Annotated in this window: 21 protein-coding genes; all 21 read left to right on the top strand. The window is 42.4% G+C overall.

Going from position 1 to position 24,687, the window contains the following annotated elements:
- Window positions 1-21 precede the first annotated feature (21 nt).
- The 21 genes from rpmE (at window position 22) to hutH (ending at window position 24,401) form a co-directional block, all read left to right on the top strand.
- On the top strand, window positions 22-219 hold the full coding sequence (rpmE, locus tag CCC71_RS08305; RefSeq protein WP_021841494.1) for a 50S ribosomal protein L31: 198 nt from the start codon (window positions 22-24) through the stop codon (window positions 217-219).
- Between the two features lie 132 nt (window positions 220-351).
- Window positions 352-1,182 carry a DUF1385 domain-containing protein gene (locus tag CCC71_RS08300; RefSeq protein ID WP_463671054.1) on the top strand — a complete coding sequence of 277 codons (831 nt, stop codon included), beginning with the start codon at window positions 352-354 and terminating at the stop codon, window positions 1,180-1,182.
- 79 nt (window positions 1,183-1,261) lie between these two features.
- On the top strand, window positions 1,262-2,347 hold the full coding sequence (prfA, locus tag CCC71_RS08295; RefSeq protein ID WP_226974459.1) for a peptide chain release factor 1: 1,086 nt from the start codon (window positions 1,262-1,264) through the stop codon (window positions 2,345-2,347).
- Window positions 2,340-3,233 carry a peptide chain release factor N(5)-glutamine methyltransferase gene (gene prmC, locus CCC71_RS08290; RefSeq protein WP_021841497.1) on the top strand — a complete coding sequence of 298 codons (894 nt, stop codon included), beginning with the start codon at window positions 2,340-2,342 and terminating at the stop codon, window positions 3,231-3,233. Before prfA ends, prmC begins: the two co-directional genes overlap by 8 nt.
- On the top strand, window positions 3,217-4,302 hold the full coding sequence (locus CCC71_RS08285) for an L-threonylcarbamoyladenylate synthase (RefSeq protein WP_021841498.1): 1,086 nt from the start codon (window positions 3,217-3,219) through the stop codon (window positions 4,300-4,302). Before prmC ends, CCC71_RS08285 begins: the two co-directional genes overlap by 17 nt.
- A 73-nt stretch (window positions 4,303-4,375) precedes the next feature.
- Window positions 4,376-4,813 carry a low molecular weight protein arginine phosphatase gene (locus CCC71_RS08280; RefSeq protein WP_021841499.1) on the top strand — a complete coding sequence of 146 codons (438 nt, stop codon included), beginning with the start codon at window positions 4,376-4,378 and terminating at the stop codon, window positions 4,811-4,813.
- Between the two features lie 185 nt (window positions 4,814-4,998).
- Window positions 4,999-5,436 carry a ribose 5-phosphate isomerase B gene (gene rpiB / locus CCC71_RS08275; protein ID WP_021841500.1) on the top strand — a complete coding sequence of 146 codons (438 nt, stop codon included), beginning with the start codon at window positions 4,999-5,001 and terminating at the stop codon, window positions 5,434-5,436.
- A 68-nt stretch (window positions 5,437-5,504) separates the two neighbouring features.
- Entirely contained in the window at window positions 5,505-6,746 is a 1,242-nt protein-coding gene (gene glyA, locus CCC71_RS08270) for a serine hydroxymethyltransferase (RefSeq protein WP_021841501.1), read from the top strand.
- 77 nt (window positions 6,747-6,823) lie between these two features.
- Entirely contained in the window at window positions 6,824-7,450 is a 627-nt protein-coding gene (gene upp / locus CCC71_RS08265; RefSeq protein WP_021841502.1) for a uracil phosphoribosyltransferase, read from the top strand.
- A 271-nt stretch (window positions 7,451-7,721) separates the two neighbouring features.
- Window positions 7,722-8,006: a PepSY domain-containing protein gene (locus tag CCC71_RS08260; RefSeq protein WP_295245541.1), complete on the top strand. Its 285-nt coding sequence runs from the start codon at window positions 7,722-7,724 to the stop codon at window positions 8,004-8,006.
- A gap of 708 nt (window positions 8,007-8,714) precedes the next feature.
- Window positions 8,715-9,740, top strand: coding sequence for a sugar-binding transcriptional regulator (locus CCC71_RS08255; protein ID WP_021841504.1), 1,026 nt, complete (start codon window positions 8,715-8,717; stop codon window positions 9,738-9,740).
- A gap of 110 nt (window positions 9,741-9,850) precedes the next feature.
- Window positions 9,851-10,858: a type I glyceraldehyde-3-phosphate dehydrogenase gene (gene gap / locus CCC71_RS08250; protein ID WP_021841505.1), complete on the top strand. Its 1,008-nt coding sequence runs from the start codon at window positions 9,851-9,853 to the stop codon at window positions 10,856-10,858.
- Between the two features lie 113 nt (window positions 10,859-10,971).
- The gene (locus tag CCC71_RS08245) at window positions 10,972-12,150 is read left to right on the top strand and encodes a phosphoglycerate kinase (protein ID WP_156704613.1); all 1,179 of its coding nucleotides are present in this window, start codon (window positions 10,972-10,974) and stop codon (window positions 12,148-12,150) included.
- A 9-nt stretch (window positions 12,151-12,159) separates the two neighbouring features.
- Window positions 12,160-12,912, top strand: coding sequence for a triose-phosphate isomerase (gene tpiA / locus CCC71_RS08240; protein ID WP_021841507.1), 753 nt, complete (start codon window positions 12,160-12,162; stop codon window positions 12,910-12,912).
- 209 nt (window positions 12,913-13,121) lie between these two features.
- On the top strand, window positions 13,122-14,654 hold the full coding sequence (gene gpmI, locus CCC71_RS08235; protein WP_021841508.1) for a 2,3-bisphosphoglycerate-independent phosphoglycerate mutase: 1,533 nt from the start codon (window positions 13,122-13,124) through the stop codon (window positions 14,652-14,654).
- A 156-nt stretch (window positions 14,655-14,810) separates the two neighbouring features.
- Window positions 14,811-16,097, top strand: coding sequence for a phosphopyruvate hydratase (gene eno / locus CCC71_RS08230; RefSeq protein ID WP_295245532.1), 1,287 nt, complete (start codon window positions 14,811-14,813; stop codon window positions 16,095-16,097).
- A 194-nt stretch (window positions 16,098-16,291) separates the two neighbouring features.
- Complete coding sequence (locus tag CCC71_RS08225; RefSeq protein WP_021841510.1) at window positions 16,292-16,867, top strand: RNA methyltransferase; 576 nt, start codon at window positions 16,292-16,294, stop codon at window positions 16,865-16,867.
- A 113-nt stretch (window positions 16,868-16,980) separates the two neighbouring features.
- Window positions 16,981-17,715 carry a YebC/PmpR family DNA-binding transcriptional regulator gene (locus tag CCC71_RS08220; protein ID WP_021841511.1) on the top strand — a complete coding sequence of 245 codons (735 nt, stop codon included), beginning with the start codon at window positions 16,981-16,983 and terminating at the stop codon, window positions 17,713-17,715.
- A gap of 327 nt (window positions 17,716-18,042) precedes the next feature.
- Complete coding sequence (locus tag CCC71_RS08215; RefSeq protein ID WP_021841381.1) at window positions 18,043-21,081, top strand: AAA family ATPase; 3,039 nt, start codon at window positions 18,043-18,045, stop codon at window positions 21,079-21,081.
- Between the two features lie 355 nt (window positions 21,082-21,436).
- A complete protein-coding gene (locus CCC71_RS08210) occupies window positions 21,437-22,741 on the top strand; it encodes a Na+/H+ antiporter family protein (protein ID WP_156704619.1) in 1,305 nt (434 codons plus the stop codon).
- A 106-nt stretch (window positions 22,742-22,847) separates the two neighbouring features.
- Window positions 22,848-24,401, top strand: coding sequence for a histidine ammonia-lyase (gene hutH / locus CCC71_RS08205; protein WP_021841383.1), 1,554 nt, complete (start codon window positions 22,848-22,850; stop codon window positions 24,399-24,401).
- The last annotated feature ends 286 nt before the right edge of the window (window positions 24,402-24,687 follow it).

Below are 24,687 nucleotides of genomic sequence, written 5' to 3'. Positions count from 1 at the left end.
CAGTGGAAAGAGGTGTATAGAATGAAACAAGGAATTCATCCTAATTATGGTGAAGCTACTGTAACTTGCGGTTGTGGCAATACGTTTAAAACAGGTTCCGTTAAAAGCGATCTTCGCGTAGACGTATGTTCCAAATGCCATCCGTTCTTCACAGGACAGCAACGTACTGCTCAGGCTCGCGGTCGTATCGAACAATTCAACAAGCGTTACGGTAAATAATTACTGTAGTCTAGCTATACAAATAATACGGCAGAGCTTCGGCTCTGCCTATATTTGTTTGAGAGAGGAGACGCATTGGAAACGAAGCGAGTTAAAAAGTTTGTCGGAGGCCAAGCCGTTATTGAAGGTGTTATGATGCGCGGCCCTAAATATACAGCTACAGCGGTTCGTGAACCGGGTGGCCAAATTGTAGTGGATACGAAACCGACGAGTTCAATCAGTGATAAGTATCCCATTTTGAAAAAACCTTTGTTACGAGGTTGTGTGGCTCTTTATGAGTCTTTAGTTATCGGTATGGGAGCCCTTTCTTTTTCGGCTAAAGCAGCCGGTGAAGAAGAGGAAACCATGTCAAATAAAGAGATTGCTCTTACCATGGTATTTTCTACGGTACTGGCAATTGCCTTATTTTTGGCATTGCCCACGTATGCAGCTAAATGGATTCCCGGTATCGGTGACAATCACTTTGTATTAAACTTGGTAGAAGGGGCGATTCGCCTTCTTTTATTTTTGATTTATATATGGGCCATAGGTCAAACGAAAGACATTCGCCGTGTATTCCAGTATCACGGCGCGGAGCATAAAACGATTCATACCTATGAAAGTGATGTACCGTTGACAGTTGAAAATGTGCGTGAGCATTCACGTTTACATGCACGTTGCGGCACTAACTTTTTATTAATCGTTATGGTAACGAGTATTTTTGTATTCGCTTTCTTAGGTTGGCCAAGCTTATGGGAACGCATTATTTTCCGCGTTCTTTTGATGCCGGTAGTAGCCGGTATTGCCTATGAAATGATTCGTTTGGCGGGACGCAGTGAAAGTGTCATCGCTAAGGCCTTAATTACGCCCGGTTTGTGGTTGCAGTACATGACAACTCGTGAACCGGATGACGACCAAATTGAAGTGGCTATTCGAGCTTTGGAATCGGTACGGCCGGCTGAAGAAGACGCTTATGAATCTTAGCTGTGCCGACGGAGTATTAAAATCTGTTACAGCAGTTCTATAGTGTCGTCAATATTAGTTTGAAAGGGGTACCCGTTTCATGGTTTTAGTAGATAAATTACAAGTTATTGAAGATAAATTTATGGATTTGGAGCAGCGCATCAGTGACCCTGAAGTGATTGCCCGTCAGCAGGAATGGCAGAAGTTAACACGTCAACACGCTTCCCTTACAGAAACCGTTAATACCTTCAGAGAATATAAACAAGTTCTCGCCGGTCTTGATGAAGCCTTGGAAGTAGTAGAAGATAAAAGCTTAGACGAAGAATTTCGTGAAATGGCGCAAGAAGAGTTAAAAGAATTAAAAGAGCGCAAAGAAGAGTTGGAAGAACAACTCCATATTTTGCTTTTGCCAAAAGATCCTAATGATGAAAAGAACGTTATCGTGGAAATCCGTGGCGGTGCCGGCGGTGATGAAGCGGCTTTATTTGCCGGTGATTTGTTCCGCATGTACACTAAATACGCGGAAGCGCAAGGTTGGCGTTGTGAAATCATCGATGCCAACGCACCGGAATTGGGCGGTTTTAAAGAAGTGGTGTTCTCCGTTGACGGTAACAGTGCTTATTCCAAATTGAAGTTTGAAAGTGGTGTACATCGTGTACAGCGCGTGCCGGAAACCGAATCGTCCGGTCGTATTCATACCTCTACCGTTACCGTAGCCGTATTGCCGGAAGCGGAAGATGTAGACATTGAAATTAATGATAAAGACCTTCAAATCGATACCTATTGTGCCAGCGGTGCCGGCGGTCAGCACGTTAACCGTACTGAATCGGCCGTGCGTATTACGCATAAACCGACAGGCATTGTAGTTGCGTGTCAGGATGAACGGTCTCAGTTAAAAAATAAAGATAAGGCAATGCGCGTATTACGTGCTAAATTGCAAGATAAAGCCGAACAGGAAGCGGCCGCCAGCGTGGCAGCCGATCGTAAGAGTCAGGTTGGTACGGGCGATCGCAGTGAACGTATTCGTACGTACAACTATCCGCAAGGTCGTGTGACCGACCATCGCATTAACTTAACGCTCTATAAATTGGATGCCGTACTTAATGGCGATTTGGACGAACTGATTCAAGCTTTGATTGCAGCGGATCAGGCCGCTAAAATGCAGGAGGCCGATCAAAATGCCTAAGGAGCTGTGGACTATCGGTCGCTTGCTCCAATGGACAGAGCAGTATTTTCTCGGCAAAGGCGGCAGTCGCCTTGATGGGGAAGTGCTGCTTTCTCATATATTGGGGAAAGATCGAATTTACTTATACACACACTATGATGAACCTTTGAATAAACAGGAGCTCGACGCGTATCGTCCGCTCGTACTTGAACGCGCCAAAGGGTTTAGTGTAGCTGCGATTATCGGTAAAAAAGAATTTATGGGTTTGCCGTTTATTGTGAATAAGGGTGTATTAATTCCGCGTCCCGATACGGAAACTTTGGTTGAAGATATTTTGACCGTTTTTGACAAAGAAAGTGCCCCGTACATTCTTGATGTGTGTACCGGACCCGGTACTATTTTATACAGTTTGCTTCACTATTTACCTAAGGCTACGGGGCTCGGCCTTGATATCAGCAAGGAGGCGTTGGCGGTGGCTGTTAAGAATCGGGAGCAGTTGGAGCTGGCGGATCGGGCTAAATTGTGTTACTCCGACTTATTGAGTGCCTTGGCAACGGATACAGCCTATGAAAACGCTTTTGATTTAATCGTCTCCAATCCGCCGTATATTCCCAGTGAAGAAATTTTGACCTTGGAACAGGAAGTTCAAAATGAACCGGTAATAGCCTTAGACGGCGGTGCCGACGGCTTGGATTTTTATCGCCGTTTATTGGCAGAGGCACCTAAATATTTAAAAGCAGGCGGCTATTTAGCGGTTGAAATCGGCTATGACCAAGCAAAGGCGGTAACGGAGCTTGCCAAAACTATGGGTGTTTACAGTGAAGTAGTGGCACAAAAAGATTTAGGTGGTATTGTACGGGCCTTACGTTGGCAGAAAACAGGTGATGATAATGGCCATAGAAACTAAAGTATATAAACATTTGGATGATGCAGCCATTGCCGAATTGGGCGCACGTTTACGAAACGGCCAGTTGGTGGCCATCCCTACGGAAACCGTATATGGACTGGGCGCCAGCGGTTATGATGAAGCGGCGATGAGTCGAATCTACGAGGCAAAAGGACGCCCGTCGGACAATCCTTTGATTTTACATGTACCGGATCAGGACGCGGTAAAACCGTTGGTAGCCTCAATTCCACCGACGGCACAAAAGCTCATGGATGCTTTTTGGCCGGGACCTTTAACGATTATTATGCCAAAATCCGACAAGGTGCCTAAGCGTGCTACGGGCGGTTTAGACAGTGTGGCTATTCGTTGTCCCGCTCATGATGTGTGCCGAGCTATTTTAAAAGCCGCCGGCGTACCAGTGGCGGCTCCCAGTGCCAACATTTCCGGTCGTCCCAGCCCGACTACGGCAGATGCCGTTTTACATGATATGAAGGGACGCATCGAGGCTATTGCCGATGCAGGCCCTTGTGATGTGGGCGTTGAGTCGACCATCGTAGAATGCGGTGATGATGCGGTTACTATTTTAAGACCGGGCGGGATTACCGATGCCATGTTAAAACGAGTGGTGAGTACGGTGACTTTTGACGAAGCTTTGAGTGCGCCCGATGTGGCACCGAAAGCACCGGGTATGAAGTATACGCACTATGCGCCGGACGGTGATATGACCACTTATGTGGGGGCACCGCGCCTCGTTAGTCAGGCTATGATAGAGGCCATGGAAGCTATTAAACAAGAGCATCACGACAAACCGCTTCGCTTTGGGTTCCTCATGAGTGATGAAGTGGCACAATTCCTTGATATCTATTTATCTTCATCGGATGTGCCTTTTGAATATGTAATTTATGGTAATGCGGCGGATTATAAAGGACTTGCCCATAATTTGTATTCTTCATTATTGGCTTTTAATAAGGCCGGCGTGACCCATATTTTTGCCACCGGTGTGCCTATGCAAGGCTTGGGTCGAGCTATCATGAACCGTATGGCGAAGGCGAGTGGTCAAAAAATCGTACACGTAACAGGTAAACCGTAAGGGAGCCTTGTAAATAGGAGCCCCGGTTTTATATCGGCAGGCTATAAAAGAGTTATAGAAAAGAGGTAAGACTATGAACATATTATTTGTTTGCACCGGCAATACTTGTCGCAGCCCCATGGCGGAAGGTATGCTTAAAGCGATGGCAGAGGACGCAAAAAAAGATGTAGTGACTTTGTCGGCCGGTTTATTTACGGCTCCGGGTGGCCGTGTATCACCTCAGGCCATTGAAGCAGTTAAAGATGTGGCTGATATTTCCGGTCATTTATCGCGTCCGCTTAATAAAGCTCTTTTGGATGCGGCTGATTTGGTTGTCGGTTTGGCAGCGGATCATAAAAAAGTATTGTTGCGCCAATTCCCTGAAATGAGCGATAAAATCGTAACCTTGGGTGAGTGGGCCGGTACGAATGAAGACGTAGCCGATCCGTTTGGCGGTACGCAGGAAGAATATGATGCTTGTGCGGCACAGATCAAAGAGCTTTTGACAAAAGCCTTAGCAAAGTTGGATTAAACAGTAATAAATTCTAAGTCGTCACTTCGAAGGGCGTTTAGAGAGCGGTTAGTCATATCTTGATTGGTAGTCAATTTAAATAATATCTCTATATTGCGTACAAATGTCATTGCTTGATTTTATATGACATAGTAAAATAGGGTAGAGATGTTTATATTTAATGGATACCGATTAGGAGGGATAGGATGAAAGTAGCCATTGGCGCTGACCATGGCGGCGTTCATTTAAAAGCGGCAATTAAAGCTTTGCTTGATGAATTGAATGTGGCCTATACTGATTTTGGTACCGATTCGGAAGCATCCGTGGATTACCCGGATATTGCCGAACCTGTGGCTAAAGCAGTAGCAGCAGGAGAATATGATCGAGGTATTTTAATTTGCGGTACCGGTATCGGAATTGGCATTGCTGCCAACAAAGTAGCCGGTATTCGTGCGGCCTTATGCCACGATACATTTTCAGCCCACGCTTCACGGGAACACAACAATGCCAATATCTTAACGATGGGCGAACGTGTTATCGGACCCGGGTTAGCCGGCGATATTGTTAAAATTTGGTTAACTACCGAATTCGAAGGTGGCCGTCATGAACGACGGGTTGCCAAAATAGCCGAACTAGAGGCTTAGTCCAGATAATTTGGGGGACAGCTTGTATTTCATAGGCACTATGATTTGAGTGTGTAGGAGGTAATGCTATGAGCATTCTTAAGAGTCAAGATCCGGAATTAAAAAATATGATTGATTTAGAGTTAAACCGTCAACGCAATAAGTTGGAAATGATTGCATCTGAAAACTTCGTATCCGAAGCGGTTATGGAAGCACAGGGCAGTGTATTGACCAATAAATATGCGGAAGGTTATTCCGGCAAGCGCTATTATGGTGGCTGTGAATATGTAGATATGGTGGAAACGTTAGCGATTGAACGAGCTAAGAAATTATTCGGTGCTGAACATGTCAATGTACAGCCTCATTCCGGCTCGCAAGCTAATTTCGGTGTTTATTTTGCTTTGTTAAAACCGGGCGACACTATCATGGGTATGAACTTATCCCATGGTGGTCATTTGACTCATGGTTCGCCGGTTAACGTTTCGGGTACATACTTCAATGTAATTCCTTACGGCGTTGATGCAGAAACACAGGAAATTGATTATGATGAAATGCGTAAAATTGCCGAAGAAAACAAACCTAAGTTAATTATCGGCGGCGGCAGTGCGTATTCTCGCATTATTGATTTCAAAAAAATGGCCGACATCGCTCATGAAGTAGGCGCTATTTTTATGGTAGATATGGCTCACTTTGCAGGTCTTGTAGCAGCCGGTTTGCATCCAAATCCAGTGGAATATGCTGATGTAGTAACTACAACTACACATAAAACATTACGCGGACCTCGTGGCGGCATGATTCTTTGCAAAGAACAATATGCCAAAGCTATTGATAAAGCAATTTTCCCCGGCATCCAAGGCGGTCCTTTGATGCATGTTATCGCTGCAAAAGCGGTTGCTTTCGGCGAAGCTTTAAAACCTGAATTCAAAGAATATGCACAGCAAGTTGTAACCAATGCGAAAGTGTTGGCAGCAGCTCTTCAAAAAGAAGGTTTTAAAATCGTATCCGACGGTACCGATACGCATGTAATGCTTGTTGACGTACGCAGCTGTGGTTTAACCGGTAAAGTTGCTGAATTCTTACTCGATGAAGTAGGCATCACTTGTAACAAGAACACCATTCCGTTCGATCCTGAAAGCCCATTCGTAACCAGCGGTATTCGTCTCGGTACACCGGCTTTGACAACACGTGGCTTAAAAGAAGCGGATATGGAAGAAATTGCGTCCATCATTGCGTTAGTTCTTAAAAACTCCGAAGATAAAGCTAAACATGAAGAAGCAGCTAAACGTGTAGCCGCTCTTTGTGAAAAATATCCTATGTATCCTAATCTTTAATATATCCGCTTGAGAGAGATTTCATAACATGCCTTATTGAGGCACAGAATAGTAAGACTTAAGGAGGCACCGTATTTATGAATGTTAATGTAATGACTCATCCGTTGATTCAACATAAAGTAACCTTAATCCGTAATGTTGAAACAGGTTCTAAAGATTTTCGCGAATTATTGGAAGAAATTACACTTTTGATGGGGTATGAAATTACTCGCGACTTACCGTTGGAAGATGTAGAAGTACAGACTCCGTTGGTAAAAGCAATCGGTAAACAAATTGCCGGTAAAAAATTAGGCATTATCCCTATTTTACGTGCCGGTCTCGGCATGGTTAACGGTCTATTGGAATTAATGCCAATGGCTAAAGTAGGTCACGTAGGTTTATACCGTGATCCTGAAACCTTAAAACCGGTTGAATACTATTGCAAATTGCCGTCTGATTTGTCCGAACGTCGTATTATCGTGACAGATCCTATGTTGGCAACCGGCGGCAGTGCATCGGCAGCCATCACTCTTTTAAAAGAAAAAGGGGCTCGCGATATTCAGCTTATGTGCTTGGTAGCAGCTCCGCAAGGCGTTGAAGCGGTTAATAAGGAACATCCGGATGTACGTATTTATGTTGCGGCACTTGATGAAGACTTGAATGAACATGGCTACATCTTGCCTGGTTTAGGCGATGCAGGGGACCGTATTTTCGGTACTAAATAGTCTAAAAAATAAGATAGGTGAAGCGTATTAACTTTTACAGTCTGATAGGCTTTACATAATAAATAATGAATGGCTTGGAGCAATGTGCTTCAAGCCATTTTTGTGTTATATTTCATGATTGATATATGTAATTTAATTTTTTGCAATAGACAAAATAAAGCATGTCGAATATAATAGATATGTAAGAAGGATAGAAGCAGTAAATTATACTTCGTAATTTATCGCTAAGAGAAGTAAATAATTAATATATTATAATGAAATGAGGTAGACTATGAAATTAAACAAATCTTTAAAAGTATTAGCCGTATCTTTATTGGTGGCAGGCAGCTTTGGCTTGGCACAGGCAAATTCCGAAATTACAATTGACCAGGCAACCGCTATCGCTTTGGCTAAAGTGCCGGGCGCGAATGCAAGCCATGTATATAAAGTTAAACCGGACATTGAAAATGGCCGTAAAGTATATGAAGGCAAAATTTTCTACAACGGCGTTGAATATGAATTCGAAATTGATGCCGCTATCGGTCAAGTTATTGATTGGGACGTAGATCGCGACTAATAGGCTGCTATTGTAATGAATTGACATTTGTTACGAACAGCGCTTTGATGTTCTGATTTATATAAAAACTTTAGAATGGCCACTACCTAACGGCAAGCACACCTTTTCAAGCTAAGGCTTACCTTATAGGTAGTGGCCATTCTTTTTGTGATTCAGCTATCATCTCAGAAAGCAAAGCGCTGTTCTTCAATATCGATTTCAGCACATTACAATAGCGGCCTATTAGTCGTTTTTGAGGAGTGGAGGGAAGGGAATTGTATTGGAACAATACAATTCCTCCCACTCTCCCCATATCCTCGGCTATTATTCGTCCATTTATGGTGTGATTCGCAAGTCATTTTATAGGTTGTTATGGGGAAGATGCTAAATATATTGAAAACGTTTTTTTTGTTGTAGCCGGCTAAAATTACCTGTGAATTGAGATGAGCTATAATCGCTGAAGACCTGATATTCTCTGCAAGGGGAGCCTTAGCTCGAAGAGGTGTGCTCTCCGGTAGAGAATATCAGGTCTCATATGATTTTGAAACTTAATATAAGGTAATTTTGACGGCCGAGCAGTCAACGTTTTCAATATATTTTTTAGTATTCAATATAATAATTTATAAAATGACTTGCGCGTGTCACCCATATAAGGTAGAATATAGGCGAGGATATTTTTTTATCGACGGTGGGACGATTTTCGCTCCAGCGGGATGAAAGAGGTACAGCATGAAAGATTTATCGGAGGTGTATCAACGAATAGCTCCGGAACTTATGCGAATTGTGGAAGAGCGCTACATACTGCTGAATCACATTTCCTATGCACAACCTATCGGGCGACGCATGCTTGCCAACCTTAGTAAACTATCGGAACGTGTAGTACGTTCACACGTTGAAATCATGAAGGACAATGGTCTTATTGGTTTTACCCAACAGGGGATGGTGTTAACTGAGGAAGGCAAAGAACTGCTGCCGCAACTAAACTCATCAATGCACGAGCTCAATAAAATCAGTGAGCTTGAAGCAAAGCTTAAAGAAGTTTTGCAAATTGATGAAGTTATTATTACCAGTGGCGGTGGTGAAACCGACATGGAACGCAAAGAGTTAGGCTTCCAGGCGGCGAAAGTGTTGCAAGGGGTATTGCATCCGGGCAGTGTCTTAGCTGTAAGTGGCGGCAGTACGATGGCCAATATGGCAGATGCTCTGCCGGCCAAGAAATGTCAGGCTACCATTATTCCGGCTCGCGGCGGAATCGGCGAACGGGTAGAATATCAAGCGAATGTGATTGCTTCGGTGATTGCCGAGAAAATCGGCAGTACCTACAAAATGTTGCATCTACCTGATGGTTTGTCGCAAGACGCGTTGAGCATTTTGATGAATATGGAACCACAAATCAAAGAAGTGATGGAATTGGCTAAGCAAACCGATATTTTAATCTTTGGCATCGGTGAAGCCTTGCACATGGCGGCACAGCGGCATATAACAGATGCACAACGCTCCACGTTGCGCGCTAAACGTGCTGTTGGGGAAGCCTTGGGTTACTATTGTGACATTAGCGGCAACATTGTGTATACGACCAATAATGTGGGCATTGCCCTTACTGATATTGAGTCTATACCGCATGTAATCGCTGTAGCAGGTGGTGCCGGTAAAGCCAAAGCAATTATCGGGGTGATGAGAGCCTGTCGCAAAGGTACCCTTATTATTGATGAAAGTGCAGCTGAATCAATAGCAGCGCTACTAAGTATTAGCTAGTCATAGTGTTTATGATTTATTATTAGTCATACATTGTTTTATTTAAATCGTAAACACTCACATTTTAAAACTGTTTAGGTATTAATTTTTACACTCTAGGAGGAACTATCATGGCAGTTAAAATTGGTATTAATGGATTTGGTCGTATCGGTAAATGTGTATTTCGTGCAGCGCTTCATAACCCTGAGGTAGAAGTAGTGGCTATTAATGACTTGGGCGATATTGAAGGTTCTGCTTTATTATTAAAATATGATTCCGTACACGGTAACTTGCAAGAAGAAATTACTGTTGACGGTGAATATATTGTTGTTGACGGCAAAAAAGTTCGTGTATTCCATGATCCTAACCCTGCTAATATCGACTGGTCTTCCGAAGGCGTTGAAATCGTTGTAGAAGCAACCGGCCGTTTCCGCAAACGTGATGACGCAGCTCAGCATTTGGGCGGTTCTGTTAAGAAAGTTATTATTTCCGCACCGGCTAAAGAAGAAGACATTACTATTGTAATGGGTGTTAACCAGGACAAATATGATCCTAAAAACCACCACATCATTTCCAACGCAAGCTGCACAACTAACTGCTTGGCTCCGTTTGCTAAAGTATTGAATGAAAAATTCGGTATCAAACGCGGCTTGATGACTACGGTTCACTCCTATACCAATGACCAACGCATTTTGGATACACCGCACAGCGACCTTCGTCGTGCTCGCGCAGCTGCTTTATCCATTATTCCTACAACTACCGGCGCTGCTAAAGCAGTAGCTTTGGTATTACCTGAATTAAAGGGTAAATTAAACGGTTTCGCTCTTCGTGTGCCTACACCAAACGTTTCCATTACCGACTTGGTAGCTGAACTCAATGTAGAAACAACTAAAGAAGAAATCAATGCCGCATTACGTGAAGCAGCACAAGGTGAATTGAAAGGTATCTTAGGTGTTTCTGATTTACCGCTCGTATCTCACGACTTCAACGGTGACCCACGCAGCTCCATCGTTGATGCTGATTTGACAATGACAATGGAAGGCAATATGGTAAAAGTGGTTTCCTGGTACGATAACGAATGGGGTTATTCCAACCGTGTCGTTGATTTAGCTAAATTCATTGCTGATCAAGGTTTATAATTTTTGCAGGGGACTATGTAGATAGTCCCCTCTTTTGCTTACCATTTATAAGCTAATGACGAGAGATAGGCTTATTTTTTATAAGCTGTATCGTTAACATATAGGAGGCCGTTATGAAAAAAACAATCGAGTCCGTTGACGTAGCCCATAAACGCGTATTTGTGCGCGTAGATTTTAATGTACCTTTAAAAGATGGTGTCATTACTGATGATACGCGTATTCGTGCTACTTTACCGACCATTAATTATTTAATCGGTAAAGGGGCCAAAGTAATCTTAGCGTCTCATTTGGGACGTCCGAAAGGAGAACGTAAACCGGAATTTACGTTACAGCCATGTGCTGTTCGTCTCAGTGAACTCTTGGGCAAACCGGTAGCATTTGCCGATGATTGTGTCGGTGAAGCCGCTCATAAAGCGGTAGAAGCTATGCAGGATGGCGACGTTCTTTTGTTGGAAAACTTACGGTATCATAAAGAAGAAGAAAAGAATGGCGAAGATTTTGCCAAAGCATTAGCATCCCTTGCCGAAGTGGGCATCAATGATGCGTTCGGCGTATCTCATCGTGCCCATGCATCCGTAGAAGGGATTACTAAATTTTTACCAATGGCAGCGGGCTATTTATTGGAAAAAGAAATTAAATACGTCGGCGGTGCGGTAGAGCATCCGGAACACCCGTTTGCAGCTATTATCGGCGGCGCTAAAGTAAGCGATAAGATTGAAGTTATTTCCAATTTATTACCAAAAGTAGAAGTGCTCATCATCGGTGGCGGTATGGCCAATACCTTTATTGCCGCTAAAGGGTATCCAACCGGCTCATCCTTAGTGGAAGCGGACAAAATCGAATTGGCAGGTCAGCTTATTAAACAGGCTGCTGAAACAAATACGAATTTGTTATTGCCAACTGATTTTGTGGTAGCCGATGCATTCAGCAATGATGCTAATCATAAAGTAGTTCCTGCCGACGGCATTGAAGAAGGCTGGATGGCCCTTGATATTGGTCCGGATACACAAAAAGCGTTTGCGGAAGCGTTAAAACCAATGAAGATGATTGTTTGGAACGGACCTATGGGCGTTTTTGAAATGGATAATTTTGCAACCGGCACTAACGCGGTAGCCAAAGCCGTAGCTGAAGCTGACGCAACGACTATTGTAGGTGGCGGTGATTCGGTGGCAGCCATTGAAAAGAGCGGTCTTGCCGATAAAATTTCTCATATTTCGACCGGTGGCGGTGCATCCTTGGAATATTTAGAAGGGAAAGCCTTACCGGGTATCGTGGCATTAGCCGATAAATAAGGAGGAGCCATGCGTAAACAAATTATTGCCGGCAATTGGAAGATGCATACTGATTTAGCGGAAGCTACTATTTTAGTGGAAGGCATTAAAGCAGCTCTCGCTGAAGGTGAAGTGAGCCGTGAAGTGGTGGTTTGCCCGCCATTTACCGGTCTCAGCACGGTAGCTGATTTAATTGAAGATACAGACGTTCGCTTAGGAGCTCAGAATATGTATTTTGAGCCAAAAGGGGCGTTTACCGGTGAAGTTTCGCCACTCATGCTTACCGATGTAGGTTGTCATTATGTAATTCTCGGTCACTCGGAACGTCGTGAGTATTTCAGTGAATCCGATGCTTTAATTAATCAGAAAATAAAAGCCGCGTTCCAATATGATTTAATCCCGATTTTATGTGTCGGCGAAAGTTTGGCACAGCGTGAAGCCAATGAGACACAGTCGTTTATTGACAGCCAATTGACAGCCGGCCTTGAAGGCTTAACGGCTGAACAGGTAAGTCAAATGGTAATTGCTTATGAACCGATTTGGGCTATCGGTACCGGTAAAACGGCAACTGCGGAACAGGCCGGGGAAGTATGTACAGCCATTCGTGCCAAAGTGGCCGCATTATTCGATGCGGCAACGGCTGAAGCGTTGCGTATCCAATATGGCGGCAGTGTTAAAGGCAGTAATGCTAAAGAAATTTTATCTCAGCCGGATATTGATGGTGCTTTAGTAGGTGGTGCATCCTTAAAAGCAGATGATTTCATGGCCATTATTAAAGCCTAAGGTTGATTAATGATTATTTAAGTCTAAGGGTGATTAACTATTATTTAAGCCTAAGGTTGATTAGTTTTTGGCCGCTTACATTCATTTACCAAGTTTTTACGCATATTAAATATAGATTATAAAGTTATACTGTATAGTAGATACTAGACGGTAAAACTTATTATAGTTTAATTACGAACAAGATATTTTGAATATAGAAAGGTTTGTGTATGGCAAAATTAAAAGCTCCCGTTATGCTGACCATTTTAGACGGGTTCGGCATAGGGGATGTGAACGACCCTACCAATGCGGTCGTACAGGCTAAGCCTGAGAACTTTTTAAAATTATGGGAAACCTATCCGCATACACAATTACAGGCATCGGGTCTCGCTGTAGGCTTACCGGAAGGCCAAATGGGTAATTCCGAAGTAGGTCATTTAAATATCGGGGCCGGCCGCATTGTGTATCAGGAGTTGACTCGAATCACCAAAGATACGGAAGATGGTGCTTTTTTTGAAAAGCCAGTTATTAAAGAATTATATGCACAGGCGAAAGACCACCGTTTACAGATTATCGGTTTGGTGTCCGATGGCGGTGTTCACAGCTCCTTAGATCATATTAAAGCGATTATTAAGGGCGCTAAAGACGCAGGCGTTACTGAATTATACGTTCATGCTTTATTGGATGGCCGTGATGTACCGCCACAAAGCGCACTTACCTATTTAGAAGATTTAGACGCTTATATGACTCAGCTCGGCCTTGGTAAAATCGCCACCATCGGTGGTCGTTATTACGGCATGGACCGCGATAAACGTTGGGAACGTGTTGAGAAAGCCTACCAAGCTATTGTTGATGGTGTTGGTGTTACAGCTGATTCTGTTAAAGCGGCTATCGAAGCGTCTTATGCCAATGAGGTAGTGGATGAATTCGTAGTGCCTGTAGTATTGGATGCTAAAGGCGCTATTGAAGCTCATGATGCGGTGATTTTTGCCAACTTCAGACCGGACCGTGCCCGCCAGCTCACCAGAGCGTTGGTAGATCCTGAATTTACCGGCTTCAATCGAGTTAAAGGTTTGTTGCCGATTTATATGGCTACTATGACCAAGTATGAAGACGGTTTGCCTACTCATATTGTGTATGAAAAAGAACTGCTCACTAATACATTGGGTCAAGTATTAGCTGATGGCGGTTATACGCAGCTTCGTATTGCGGAAACCGAAAAATATGCTCATGTAACTTATTTCTTCAGTGGTGGTCAAGAAGATGTATTTGACGGTGAAGAACGTATTTTGGTGCCATCCCCTAAAGTGGCAACCTACGATTTACAACCGGAAATGAGCGCTTACGAAGTAACCGATAAAGTAGTGGCTGCTATTGAAAGCGGCAAGTTCGATATGATTATTTTGAACTTTGCCAACCCTGATATGGTTGGACATACGGGCGTATTGGAAGCTGCTGAAAAAGCAGTACAAACTGTGGATGCTTGCTTAGCACGTATCGTGGAAGCTATTAATAAAGTAAAGGGGCATTTATTGGTAACCGCCGATCATGGTAACTCGGAAATGATGGTTGACCATCGTACGGGGGCGCCGCATACGGCTCATACGACCAATCCGGTACCGCTTATTTTAGTTAGTGAAGCGCATAAAAACGATAGCTTAACGGAAGGTAAGCTTTGCGATTTGGCGCCGACAATGCTCGCTTTGGGTGGTATTGCGCAACCGGCTGATATGACCGGTCACAGCTTATTGGTTAAAAAATAAGAATTTGCATAGGATGAGTCGATTTATACCAGGACTCACCGGTTTAGATTCAAATCATTTAATTTTTACAAACGGTTACATATAGCCGATTTAAGTATATAAAAGTATTTACGAATATACTTTTAAAAAGTGTTCTTTTCAAGGAGGTAACACATTATGGCAATGATTACAGATGTTTACGCAAGAGAGATTTTGGATTCCCGTGGCAACCCTACTGTTGAAGTGGAAGTGTATTTAGAAGACGGGTCCATCGGTGTTGCTTCCGTTCCATCCGGTGCTTCTACAGGCATGTTTGAAGCCGTAGAACTTCGCGACGGTGACAAGGGTCGTTACCTCGGTAAAGGGGTAGAACAGGCCGTAGAAAACGTGAATGAAAAAATCGGTCCTGAAATTATCGGTTATGATGCGTCCGAACAAGTAGCTATCGACCGTTTGATGATTGAACTTGATGGCACGCCTAACAAAGTTAATTTTGGTGCCAATGCAATTCTCGGCGTGTCCATGGCTGTAGCTAAAGCAGCTGCCGCATCCTTTGATTTACCATTGTTCCAGTATCTTGGCGGTACTAATGCCAAAGAATTACCGGTGCCTATGATGAATATTTTAAACGGTGGTGCTCATGCCGACAACAACGTAGATATTCAGGAATTCATGATTATGCCGGTAGGCGCTGAATCTTTCAAAGAAGCTTTACGCGCTTGTGCCGAAGTATATCACACATTGAAAAACGTATTGAAAGCTAAAGGCCTTGCTACCGGTGTAGGTGACGAAGGCGGTTTCGCACCAAATCTCGGCTCCAACGAAGAAGCTTTACAGGTTATTTGTGAAGCTATTAAAGAAGCCGGTTATGAACCGGGCAGCTACTTCAAATTGGCTATTGATGCGGCTTCTTCCGAATTCTACAAAGACGGCAAATATGATTTAGCCGGTGAAGGCAAAGTAAAAACGGCTGCTGAAATGGTTGAATTTTATGCTGATTTAGTAGCTAAATATCCTATCATCTCCATCGAAGACGGCCTTGCTGAAGAAGATTGGGAAGGTTGGAAATTATTGACTGAACGCCTTGGCAACCAAGTTCAACTCGTTGGTGATGATTTATTCGTAACTAACACGGAACGTTTGGCCAAAGGTATTAAATCCGATACGGCCAATGCTATCTTAATCAAAGTAAACCAAATCGGTACTTTGACAGAAACTTTCGACGCTATCGAAATGGCAAAACGTGCCGGTTACACTTGTGTTATTTCTCACCGCTCCGGTGAAACCGAAGACAATACAATTGCCGATATCGCTGTAGCTGTTAATGCCGGCCAGATTAAAACCGGTGCACCGGCTCGTAGCGAACGTGTAGCTAAATACAACCAATTGCTTCGCATCGAAGACTTATTGGCTGAAACTGCTCAGTATCGCGGGGAAGACGTTTTTTACAATATTAAAAAATAATCGCTCAGTAAAAAGCAACTGATACATTAGGTAAAAAGATTCGGCTGCATCTGATGAAACTTTGCGGTTTCACCGGTGTAACGAATCTTTTTACTGTTTTTCAGACTTTTATAGATTTTTTTATAGATTTTATTTGCGGCGAACGATGGAATTCATTATAATGGAGAGTAGCGAATAAAAAGGGAGGAATAACCTTGGCAAATTTATATATAGGCTTGGTTCATTATCCTATCTATAATAAGCATGGCGAAGTCATTACGACGGCGATTACGAATTATGATATTCACGATATTGCCCGAGCGGCTATTACCTATGATGTGAGTCGTTATTTTGTGATTCACAACATACCGGCCCAACGTGATTTGGCCAAGCAGATTATGGAGCACTGGCAAACCGGTTTTGGCAGTACCTACAATCCCGACCGCAAAGATGCGTTCAGTGAAGTGGCACTGGTCAACTCGATTCGCGCCGCTGTTGAGGAAGTGACAGCCCTTGAGGGTGACCCGCCGATTATCGCCACAACCGATGCACGTACTTATGATAATACGGTGACTTATGCATGGATGCGGCAAACGCTTGAAAAGGGGTCGCGCCCTGTGTTAGTATTATTTGGTACCGGTTATGGCATGACCAAAGAAACTATGGAAGAATTTGATTATATTTTAGAACCTGTATATGGTCACGGTGATTACAATCATCTGTCGGTACGCAGTGCAGTCTCCATTATTTTGGATCGTTTGCGTGGCGAAGCGTGGTGGGAAAAAGCATAGTGCTATTAACGTGTAATGTCATAAGAAGGCAGCAAACGTAAGCAGAATATTAATAAAGCAGAATGCAAAGAAAGCACCAAAGAATCATTCAGGTTATTATAGGAGGAAGTACAATGTCCGGACATTCAAAATGGGCCAATATTAAACATAAAAAAGGTAAAACTGATGCGTTGAAAGCAAAAGTAACGACTAAAATCAGCCGTGAAATTACGGTTGCCGCACGTATGGGCGGTGGCGATCCGGTTGGTAACATGCGTTTAAAATTGGCTTTGCAAAAAGCTCGTGAAAACAACGTGCCTAAAGATAATATTCAACGCGCCATCGCTAAAGGCGTAGGCGCTACCGATATGGATAACTACGAAGAAATTACCTATGAAGGTTACGGCCCGGGCGGCGTAGCGTTAACGGTTGAGTGTTTGACCGATAATCGTAATCGTACGGCAGCCGATGTGCGTCATGCGTTCTCCAAGAACGGCGGCAACCTCGGTGAAACCGGTTGCGTAGCTTGGATGTTTAACCGTAAAGGTATCTTCGTAATCGACAGCGAAGGTCATGACGAAGAAGAATTGACCATGCTTGCTTTAGAAGCGGGTGCGGAAGATTTAAAAGTGGAAGATGACAGTTTTGTTATTTACACCGCTCCGGAAGATTATGACACTGTTGAAGCAGCCTTGGCCGATGCTAATATCGAAACCATGGTAAGCAAAATCACCATGGTGCCTGACAATACCATCGCTCTTGAAGGGGACAACGCTGTAAAAATGCAAAAAATGCTCGATGCCCTTGATGATTTAGACGATGTTCAGGATGTGTACCACAACGCGGATCTTCCTGAAGAAGAGGAATAAGAACATAAAAATATAAAGCATCATTGTTAAACTTATTGTTTAATAATGGTGCTTTTTTTGTGTACGTTTTAGTCCCGATATGGCTCAATGACATATGGCCGATAAAAAACCATTTAATTATGCATAATTGCTATATGTATTTTGCGAAAAATTGATTCATTGGCGTGTTTTATCTATTGCTTTATTGTATAATAAAAAGTGTCAAAAAAGATTTCACAAGATGGAAGCAACGTGAAATTTTAGATTAAAAAGTTTGACGTTTTGTTTGACGTTAGCATTTGACGCAAATAAATGTCATAAAATAACAATACAGGCAGAGGGATTATTATGGCAGCAAAATTGGTAGTGCGTTTTTTGGGAACTCCTGAGATTCTCAAGGATGGGGAAGAGGTATTTTTCTCCTATAATAAGGTCAATGCATTAGTGTATTACATTCTGGTGCGCGGGACCGTTATGCGTGATGAATTAAGCGGTATTTTATGGGCTGATAAACCGGATGCGGTAGCTCGTAAAAATCTCCGCAATGCAATTTACGAAGCAAAGAAAATACTGGGGGCCGATACGTTTATTTCACCACGTAAAGCGATTATTAAAGTCAATCCGGCGGTGGATGTGGAAATTGACAGTAAACTGTTCGAAGCCGATCCGGTGGGGCAGTTGGATTTATATAAAGGTGAATTTTTGCAGGGCTTTTTCATCAAGGATTCCGTGGAATATGAAGATTGGTACTTAGCCGAAAGAAGTCGGTTAAAAAATCTATATATGGATGCTATTGCCGAAAAATTGCAGATTGCCGTGTCCGAAAAAGACTACAATACAATTGAACGGCATGGTCAGCTTTTGATAGCTCAGAATCCGTATGATGAGAATGTGTATGCTATCGTACTGCGCGCTTATTGCGAACAGGGCAAGATGCAGCAGGCTATGGAGCTCTACGAAGAAATGAAAGAGCTTTTCCAAGGGGACATGCAGTCTGATGCTTTGGCTGATATTGATGCCATTATTAAAGATGCGTTGCAACAGGAAGAGAAGAAATTCCAGAACCGCTCTCATCGTATAGCGATTCCTATTGGCCGTGAAAAAGAATTGGAAGATATGACGGCTCATATTTGGTCCTTTATGCGTGGTCGTGCCGGTGAAGCATTGATTTTATTAGGCGATGCGGGGAGTGGTAAAACGATGCTTAAGGATATTGCGCTCGACAGCTTACAGGATGAAGTGACGGTTATTCAGACTAATTGTTATCAGTTGGAACGTAATTTTTTACTGCATCCGTGGACAGAAATTGTAAATGGTCTTGTTAAATTATTGGAAGAAAACGGAACCATGATTCCTGATTTTGAACTGAGTCGTTTATATACTTTGTTCCCACAAATGGACATGAGTATTGACCGCGATTTAGGTTTGGTGGAAATTAAGGACATCTTGAAGTTTGATTCTATCTTTCATACGTTGTCAACCGTGCTTGATGTGGCATCGGCCAATAAAAAGTTAATTATTGTATTTGAAGATATTCAGTGGATGGACCCGCTCAGTTTGTCCCTTTTGAGCAGTTTAATCCTGCGCAAACAATCGGATCGGATTCTGTTCCTTATGACGGGCCGCGATTCCCGTGAAAAAGATTTTCAACATTTTATCACGTCTATTGCCGTCTATAAACGTCTTCATGTAACACAGTTAAATCCGTTATCCAAGAAAGATATTCAGCAATATGTGGAAGCGGCCGGTTTAAACATTCCTACAGATGCAAATTTAATTAACAAATTACAATTGGAAACAGAAGGCAATTTATTTTTACTCAATGAATGTTTAAATTCGCTTAAGACTACAGGCAGCTTAGATAAATTGACTAATAATATGGCAACCTTGTTTAAGGCCAATTATTTATCCTTAACGGAAGAGCAGCAGAAAATTATTGATTTTATTTCGCTGTTTTATAATGGTGCGCCGATTTCCATGATCAGTGAATATATGAAAATGGACACCTTACGCCTGTTGGAATATTTGGAAGCGTTGGAAGCGAAGAATATGATAACGCCGTTTTCACAACAAGCGGATGTTTTATATGAAATCAGTCAGCAGAAGTTGAAAGAATTTATTCAACAGCAATTATCACCGGAAAAATGGAAAATTTTACATGGTTATTTGGGCTCCTTATGGGAAAAACGCTTAACTCACTCCAAAAAGGACGTAGTGATTTACAAGCATTTGGAATATCACTATGAACAGGCCGGCGAATTGGTTAAAATGGGGCACTATAAACTGAAAGGGCTCATGTATTACTTGAACTTCAGTCATGAACTCTTCCCGGTACTCAGTCTGTCCGAACCGATGCAGACCGGTGGGGCCAGTTATTTTACGGAAGCGGATACCTTACAATATCTGAGTGATGTGGATAAAATGATGGAACGCATTCGTGAAACCTGCGGTGCTACAACGGAAGTGAAGAATTTGGAACTTATGTATTTGCACTTAATCGGACGTTATTTCATTCGTGAAGGCAAATATGAAAAAGGGGTTCGCTATATTCTTGATTTGATTGAACAAGCATCTGAAATGCGTAATCGCGATTATACTCTCATGGGGTATAAACAGATGATTTACTACGATATCCAAACAGGTAATACCAATGAAATGAAAAACTATTTGGAAATTGCTTTGGATTTGGCCGTAGAATGTAACTACCATAAGGAAGTAGGGATACTTTTACGTCTTAAAGGCTTAAATATGATTATGCAAGGTGACTTTGAAGAAGCGGAACGGCTTCTCAATGAATCCATTGCTACGTTTATGGTAACACAAACGGTGGCTCGTCGTTATGCCTTAAATATTGCGGCAGCCTATAATTATATCGGTGAAATCCGTCGCGGCCGTGGGCAATTTGAAGAAGCCATTGAGTATTATGATAAAGCGTTAGCTATTTGTAATGATCAACAGGCTTACAGTTCCTGGGTAGTATTTTCCTGTAATGCGGGCATTGCGGCCTATAACTTAGGGCAGTTTGACAAAGCACAAGTTTATTTTGAACAGGCTTATGAATTCTTTAATCGTTATGATTTCTATTGGCGTCGCCCAATCGTTGAATCGTACTTGGCCTTGTTAGCTATGCGCGAAGGCAATCAAGAAGGCGCCTTGAAGTACATTGATGAAGCGATGGCAAAATTAACGATGATGAATAATCCGCAGGAAGTAGGGTATGTGAATATGGCCATTGCTTTAATTAAGCATGAATATCCGCAATCCGAAGTTACTAAGCGTTATCGCGGCAGTATCGGCATGTATAGCGGTCGGGCTTTACGCTATTTGGATTTATACCGCGATACCTATGAAAGAGCAAAATTAGAAGCTATGAATGAAGCTTCGTAATTAGCAACTATGAATGAAGCTATGAATGAAGCTTCGTAAGTTTAGGGAGATTGTAATGAAGTTCCAAGTGGAATTTGGGATTTTCGTTACAATCTCTTTTTCTGTTTTGTGATTTAGCATTTTAACATGATAAAAATCGTCTGGAAAATGTCAATTTTAAAATTGACGGGCTCTTATTTTTACGGACTTTTTTCAGATTATTCTATTTGATACTTAATGACATATTTTTGAGGTTTGAAAAACTTTGACCATTTTACGACAAATTTAAAGTATACTATAAAAAAGTAAATATTTACTCAGACCGGACACATTTACTTTACTGATTTTGAAAGGTTAGCAAAGGAGTTGAAACTGTATGGATATTTTAATGAACCCGATAGTGGTATCAGTTATTGTCATGTCAGTCATTTGTTTGCTCAAAATGAACGTTCTGTTAGCCGTAATTGTGGCTGCTATAGTAGCCGGTACAATCGGCGGGATGTCTATTGAAGACACCGTAGGATCGCTCATTAACGGTATGGGCGGTAACTCTGAAACAGCATTGAGCTATATTTTGTTAGGTGCCTTGGCCGTAGCTATCGGTCGTTCCGGTTTGGCCGGTGTAGCATCCCGTAAAATTACTCAAGTTGTAGGGAACAAGAAAATCGCCTTTGTATTTTTAATTGCCTTTGTAGCTTGTTTCTCTCAGAACTTAATTCCTGTACATATCGCATTCATTCCTATTTTAATTCCGCCACTCTTGGTATTAATGAATCATATGAATTTGGATCGTCGTGCTGTAGCCTGTGCCTTAACATTCGGTCTTAAAGCACCGTATGTAAGCTTACCGGTTGGTTTCGGTCTTTTATTTATGACAATTATTAAAGACCAAATGGTAGCAAACGGTGTAGATGTTTCTATTCAAGATATTTCAGCCGTTATGTGGATTGGCGGCGTTTCCATGTTGGTAGGTCTTGTTCTTGCGGTATTCTTCTACGCTCGCGACAGACATTATGAAGATTTACCGGTTATCGGTGCCGATGAAAATCCTGATGATGTTACTATGACTAAAGAATGCTGGTTGGCTTTATTGGGTGCTGCTGTTGCCTTTGGCGCTCAGCTTTACTTCCAATCCTTACCAATCGGGGCCATGTGCGGTCTCTTAGTTATGTTACTTACCGGTTGTATTAAATGGAAAGATATGGACCTTATGATGGACGGTGGCGTTCGCATGATGGGCTTCATTGCATTCGTAATGCTCGTTGCGGCCGGTTATGCCAATGTACTTCGTGAAACTCAATCGGTTCAATCTTTAGTAGAAGCAACAACTTCCGTTATCGATACTAAAATGGCCGGCGCTATTCTTATGTTAGCCGTTGGTTTATTAATTACCATGGGTATCGGTACTTCTTTCGGTACAATTCCGGTTATTGCTTCCATTTATATTCCAATGGGCTTTGAATTAGGTTTTGGTGTTCCTGCCATTATCCTTTTAATTGGTATCGCAGCTGCTTTAGGCGACGCCGGTTCACCTGCATCTGACTCCACGTTGGGACCGACATCCGGTTTGAATGCAGACGGTCAGCATAATCATATTTGGGATACTTGTGTACCAACCTTTATTTTCTACGATATTACGCTCTTTGTAGGCGGCGTTATCGGTGCTTTAATGCTTGGTTAACAGGTAATCACAGTTAATAGTGTTTTTCTCAGCAGTTTATAATAACAAAGAATGTCGGGTCAATGTAAATAGACGTAGTAAATTGATGTAATAGGAGATGTAACGTATGATTAAAGCCGTAAAATCCATTAAAGAAGTTGTTTTGACAGGTCATGATCTTACTTTAGCTGAATTAGTAGCGGTTGCCCGCTATGATGCTAAAATCAAATTGGCAGAATCAGCTATAGAAAGCATCAAAAAATCACGTGCCATCGTAGATAATATTGTAAACAGCAATTCGGTTGTATATGGTATAACCACCGGTTTCGGTTCCTTATGCCGCGTGCATATTTCCAAAGAAGATTGCTCGCAGTTACAGGAAAACTTAATTCGTACCCACTCTTGTGGCTTTGGTAAACCATTTAGCCGTGAAGCAACTCGTGCGATGATGCTCATTCGTGCTAATGCATTAGTAAAAGGGTACTCAGGCATTCGTTTGGAAACTTTGGAAACGTTAATCAACATGATTAATAAAGGCGTTCATCCGTATATCCCTGAAAAAGGTTCCCTTGGTGCATCCGGCGATTTGGCGCCGTTATCTCATATGGTATTACCGATGCTTGGCCTTGGTGATGCGGAATATGAAGGTCAGCTTTTGACCGGTAAAGAAGCTATGGATAAAGCGGGCATCCCTATTATTGCCTTACAAGCTAAAGAAGGTTTGGCACTCATTAACGGTACCCCTGTTTTGACAGCCGTAGGGGCCTTGGCTCTTTGGGAAGGTATGTGCTTGTTAAAATTAAGCGACGTAGCAGCGGCCTTATCGGCTGAAGCTATGAGTGGTATTATTAACGCCTATGACGAACGCATTCATACGATTCGTCCTCATAAAGGCCAATTAGATACGGCTCATAATATGCGCGAATTACTTAAAGGCAGTACCTATATTACGCAGCAAGGTGAGTTACGTGTACAAGATCCGTACTCCTTACGTTGTGTACCGCAAGTTCACGGTGCTTCCAAAGATGCGTTGGCTTTTGTAAAAGAAAAAGTAGATATTGAGATTAACTCCGTAACCGATAATCCGATTATTTTACCGGATGGCGATGTAATCTCCGGTGGTAATTTCCATGGTGAACCAATGGCATTGCCATTTGATTTCCTCGGCATCGGCTTAGCGGAAATTGCTAATATTTCGGAACGTCGTTTGGAACGGCTTCTCAATAATTCGTTGAGCGGTTTCCCATCGTTTCTCGTTAAACACTCCGGCTTAAACTCCGGCTTCATGATTACTCAGTATGCAGCGGCTGCCTTAGTAAGTGAAAATAAAGTACTTGCTCATCCGGCTTCCGTTGACTCCATTCCTTCTTGTGAAAACCAGGAAGACTTGGTAAGCATGGGTGCTCATGCCGGCCGTAAGGCAGGGGAAATTGCTGAAAACGTTCGCCGTGTAGTGGCAACCGAAATCTTGGCAGCTTGTCAGGCTATTGATTTACGCGAAGACAGCGGTCAATTAGGTGTGGGCACAGCAGCTGCTTATAAAGCAGTCCGTGAATCCAATAAATTTATCGACTATGACAAAGACATTGAAATGTTCAAAGAATTAGAAAAAGTAACAGCTATTGTTGCTGACGGTACTTTATTGGAAGCTGTAGAAGCTGTTGTAGACCTCGATATTTAATTTAGTTCTCGGTCATAATTTGATATAAGAGGATATACTTTAAGATTCAACCGGGCGTACCCGGTTCGGACCTCATAAAGGTCTATATAATTTGAATATTGACTTGATATAGCCTCTGTGAAAACTCTCTGTATATCGGTACAAAAAACTCGCTATAAAGTACCGGTACAGAGAGTTTTTACGTATAAATCAACATCTATATAATTGCAAAATTACTTGAAATAATTAATGTATACATCTCTTTATTTATATGTATCGATATGATATAATAGGTTATAAAGTAATT

This window comes from Veillonella sp. LMAG:90, assembly GCF_008679445.1.
GTDB lineage: Bacteria > Bacillota > Negativicutes > Veillonellales > Veillonellaceae > Veillonella_A.
Note: the sequence above shows the minus strand (reverse complement) of the source record. Positions and strands in the feature narration are given on the sequence as shown.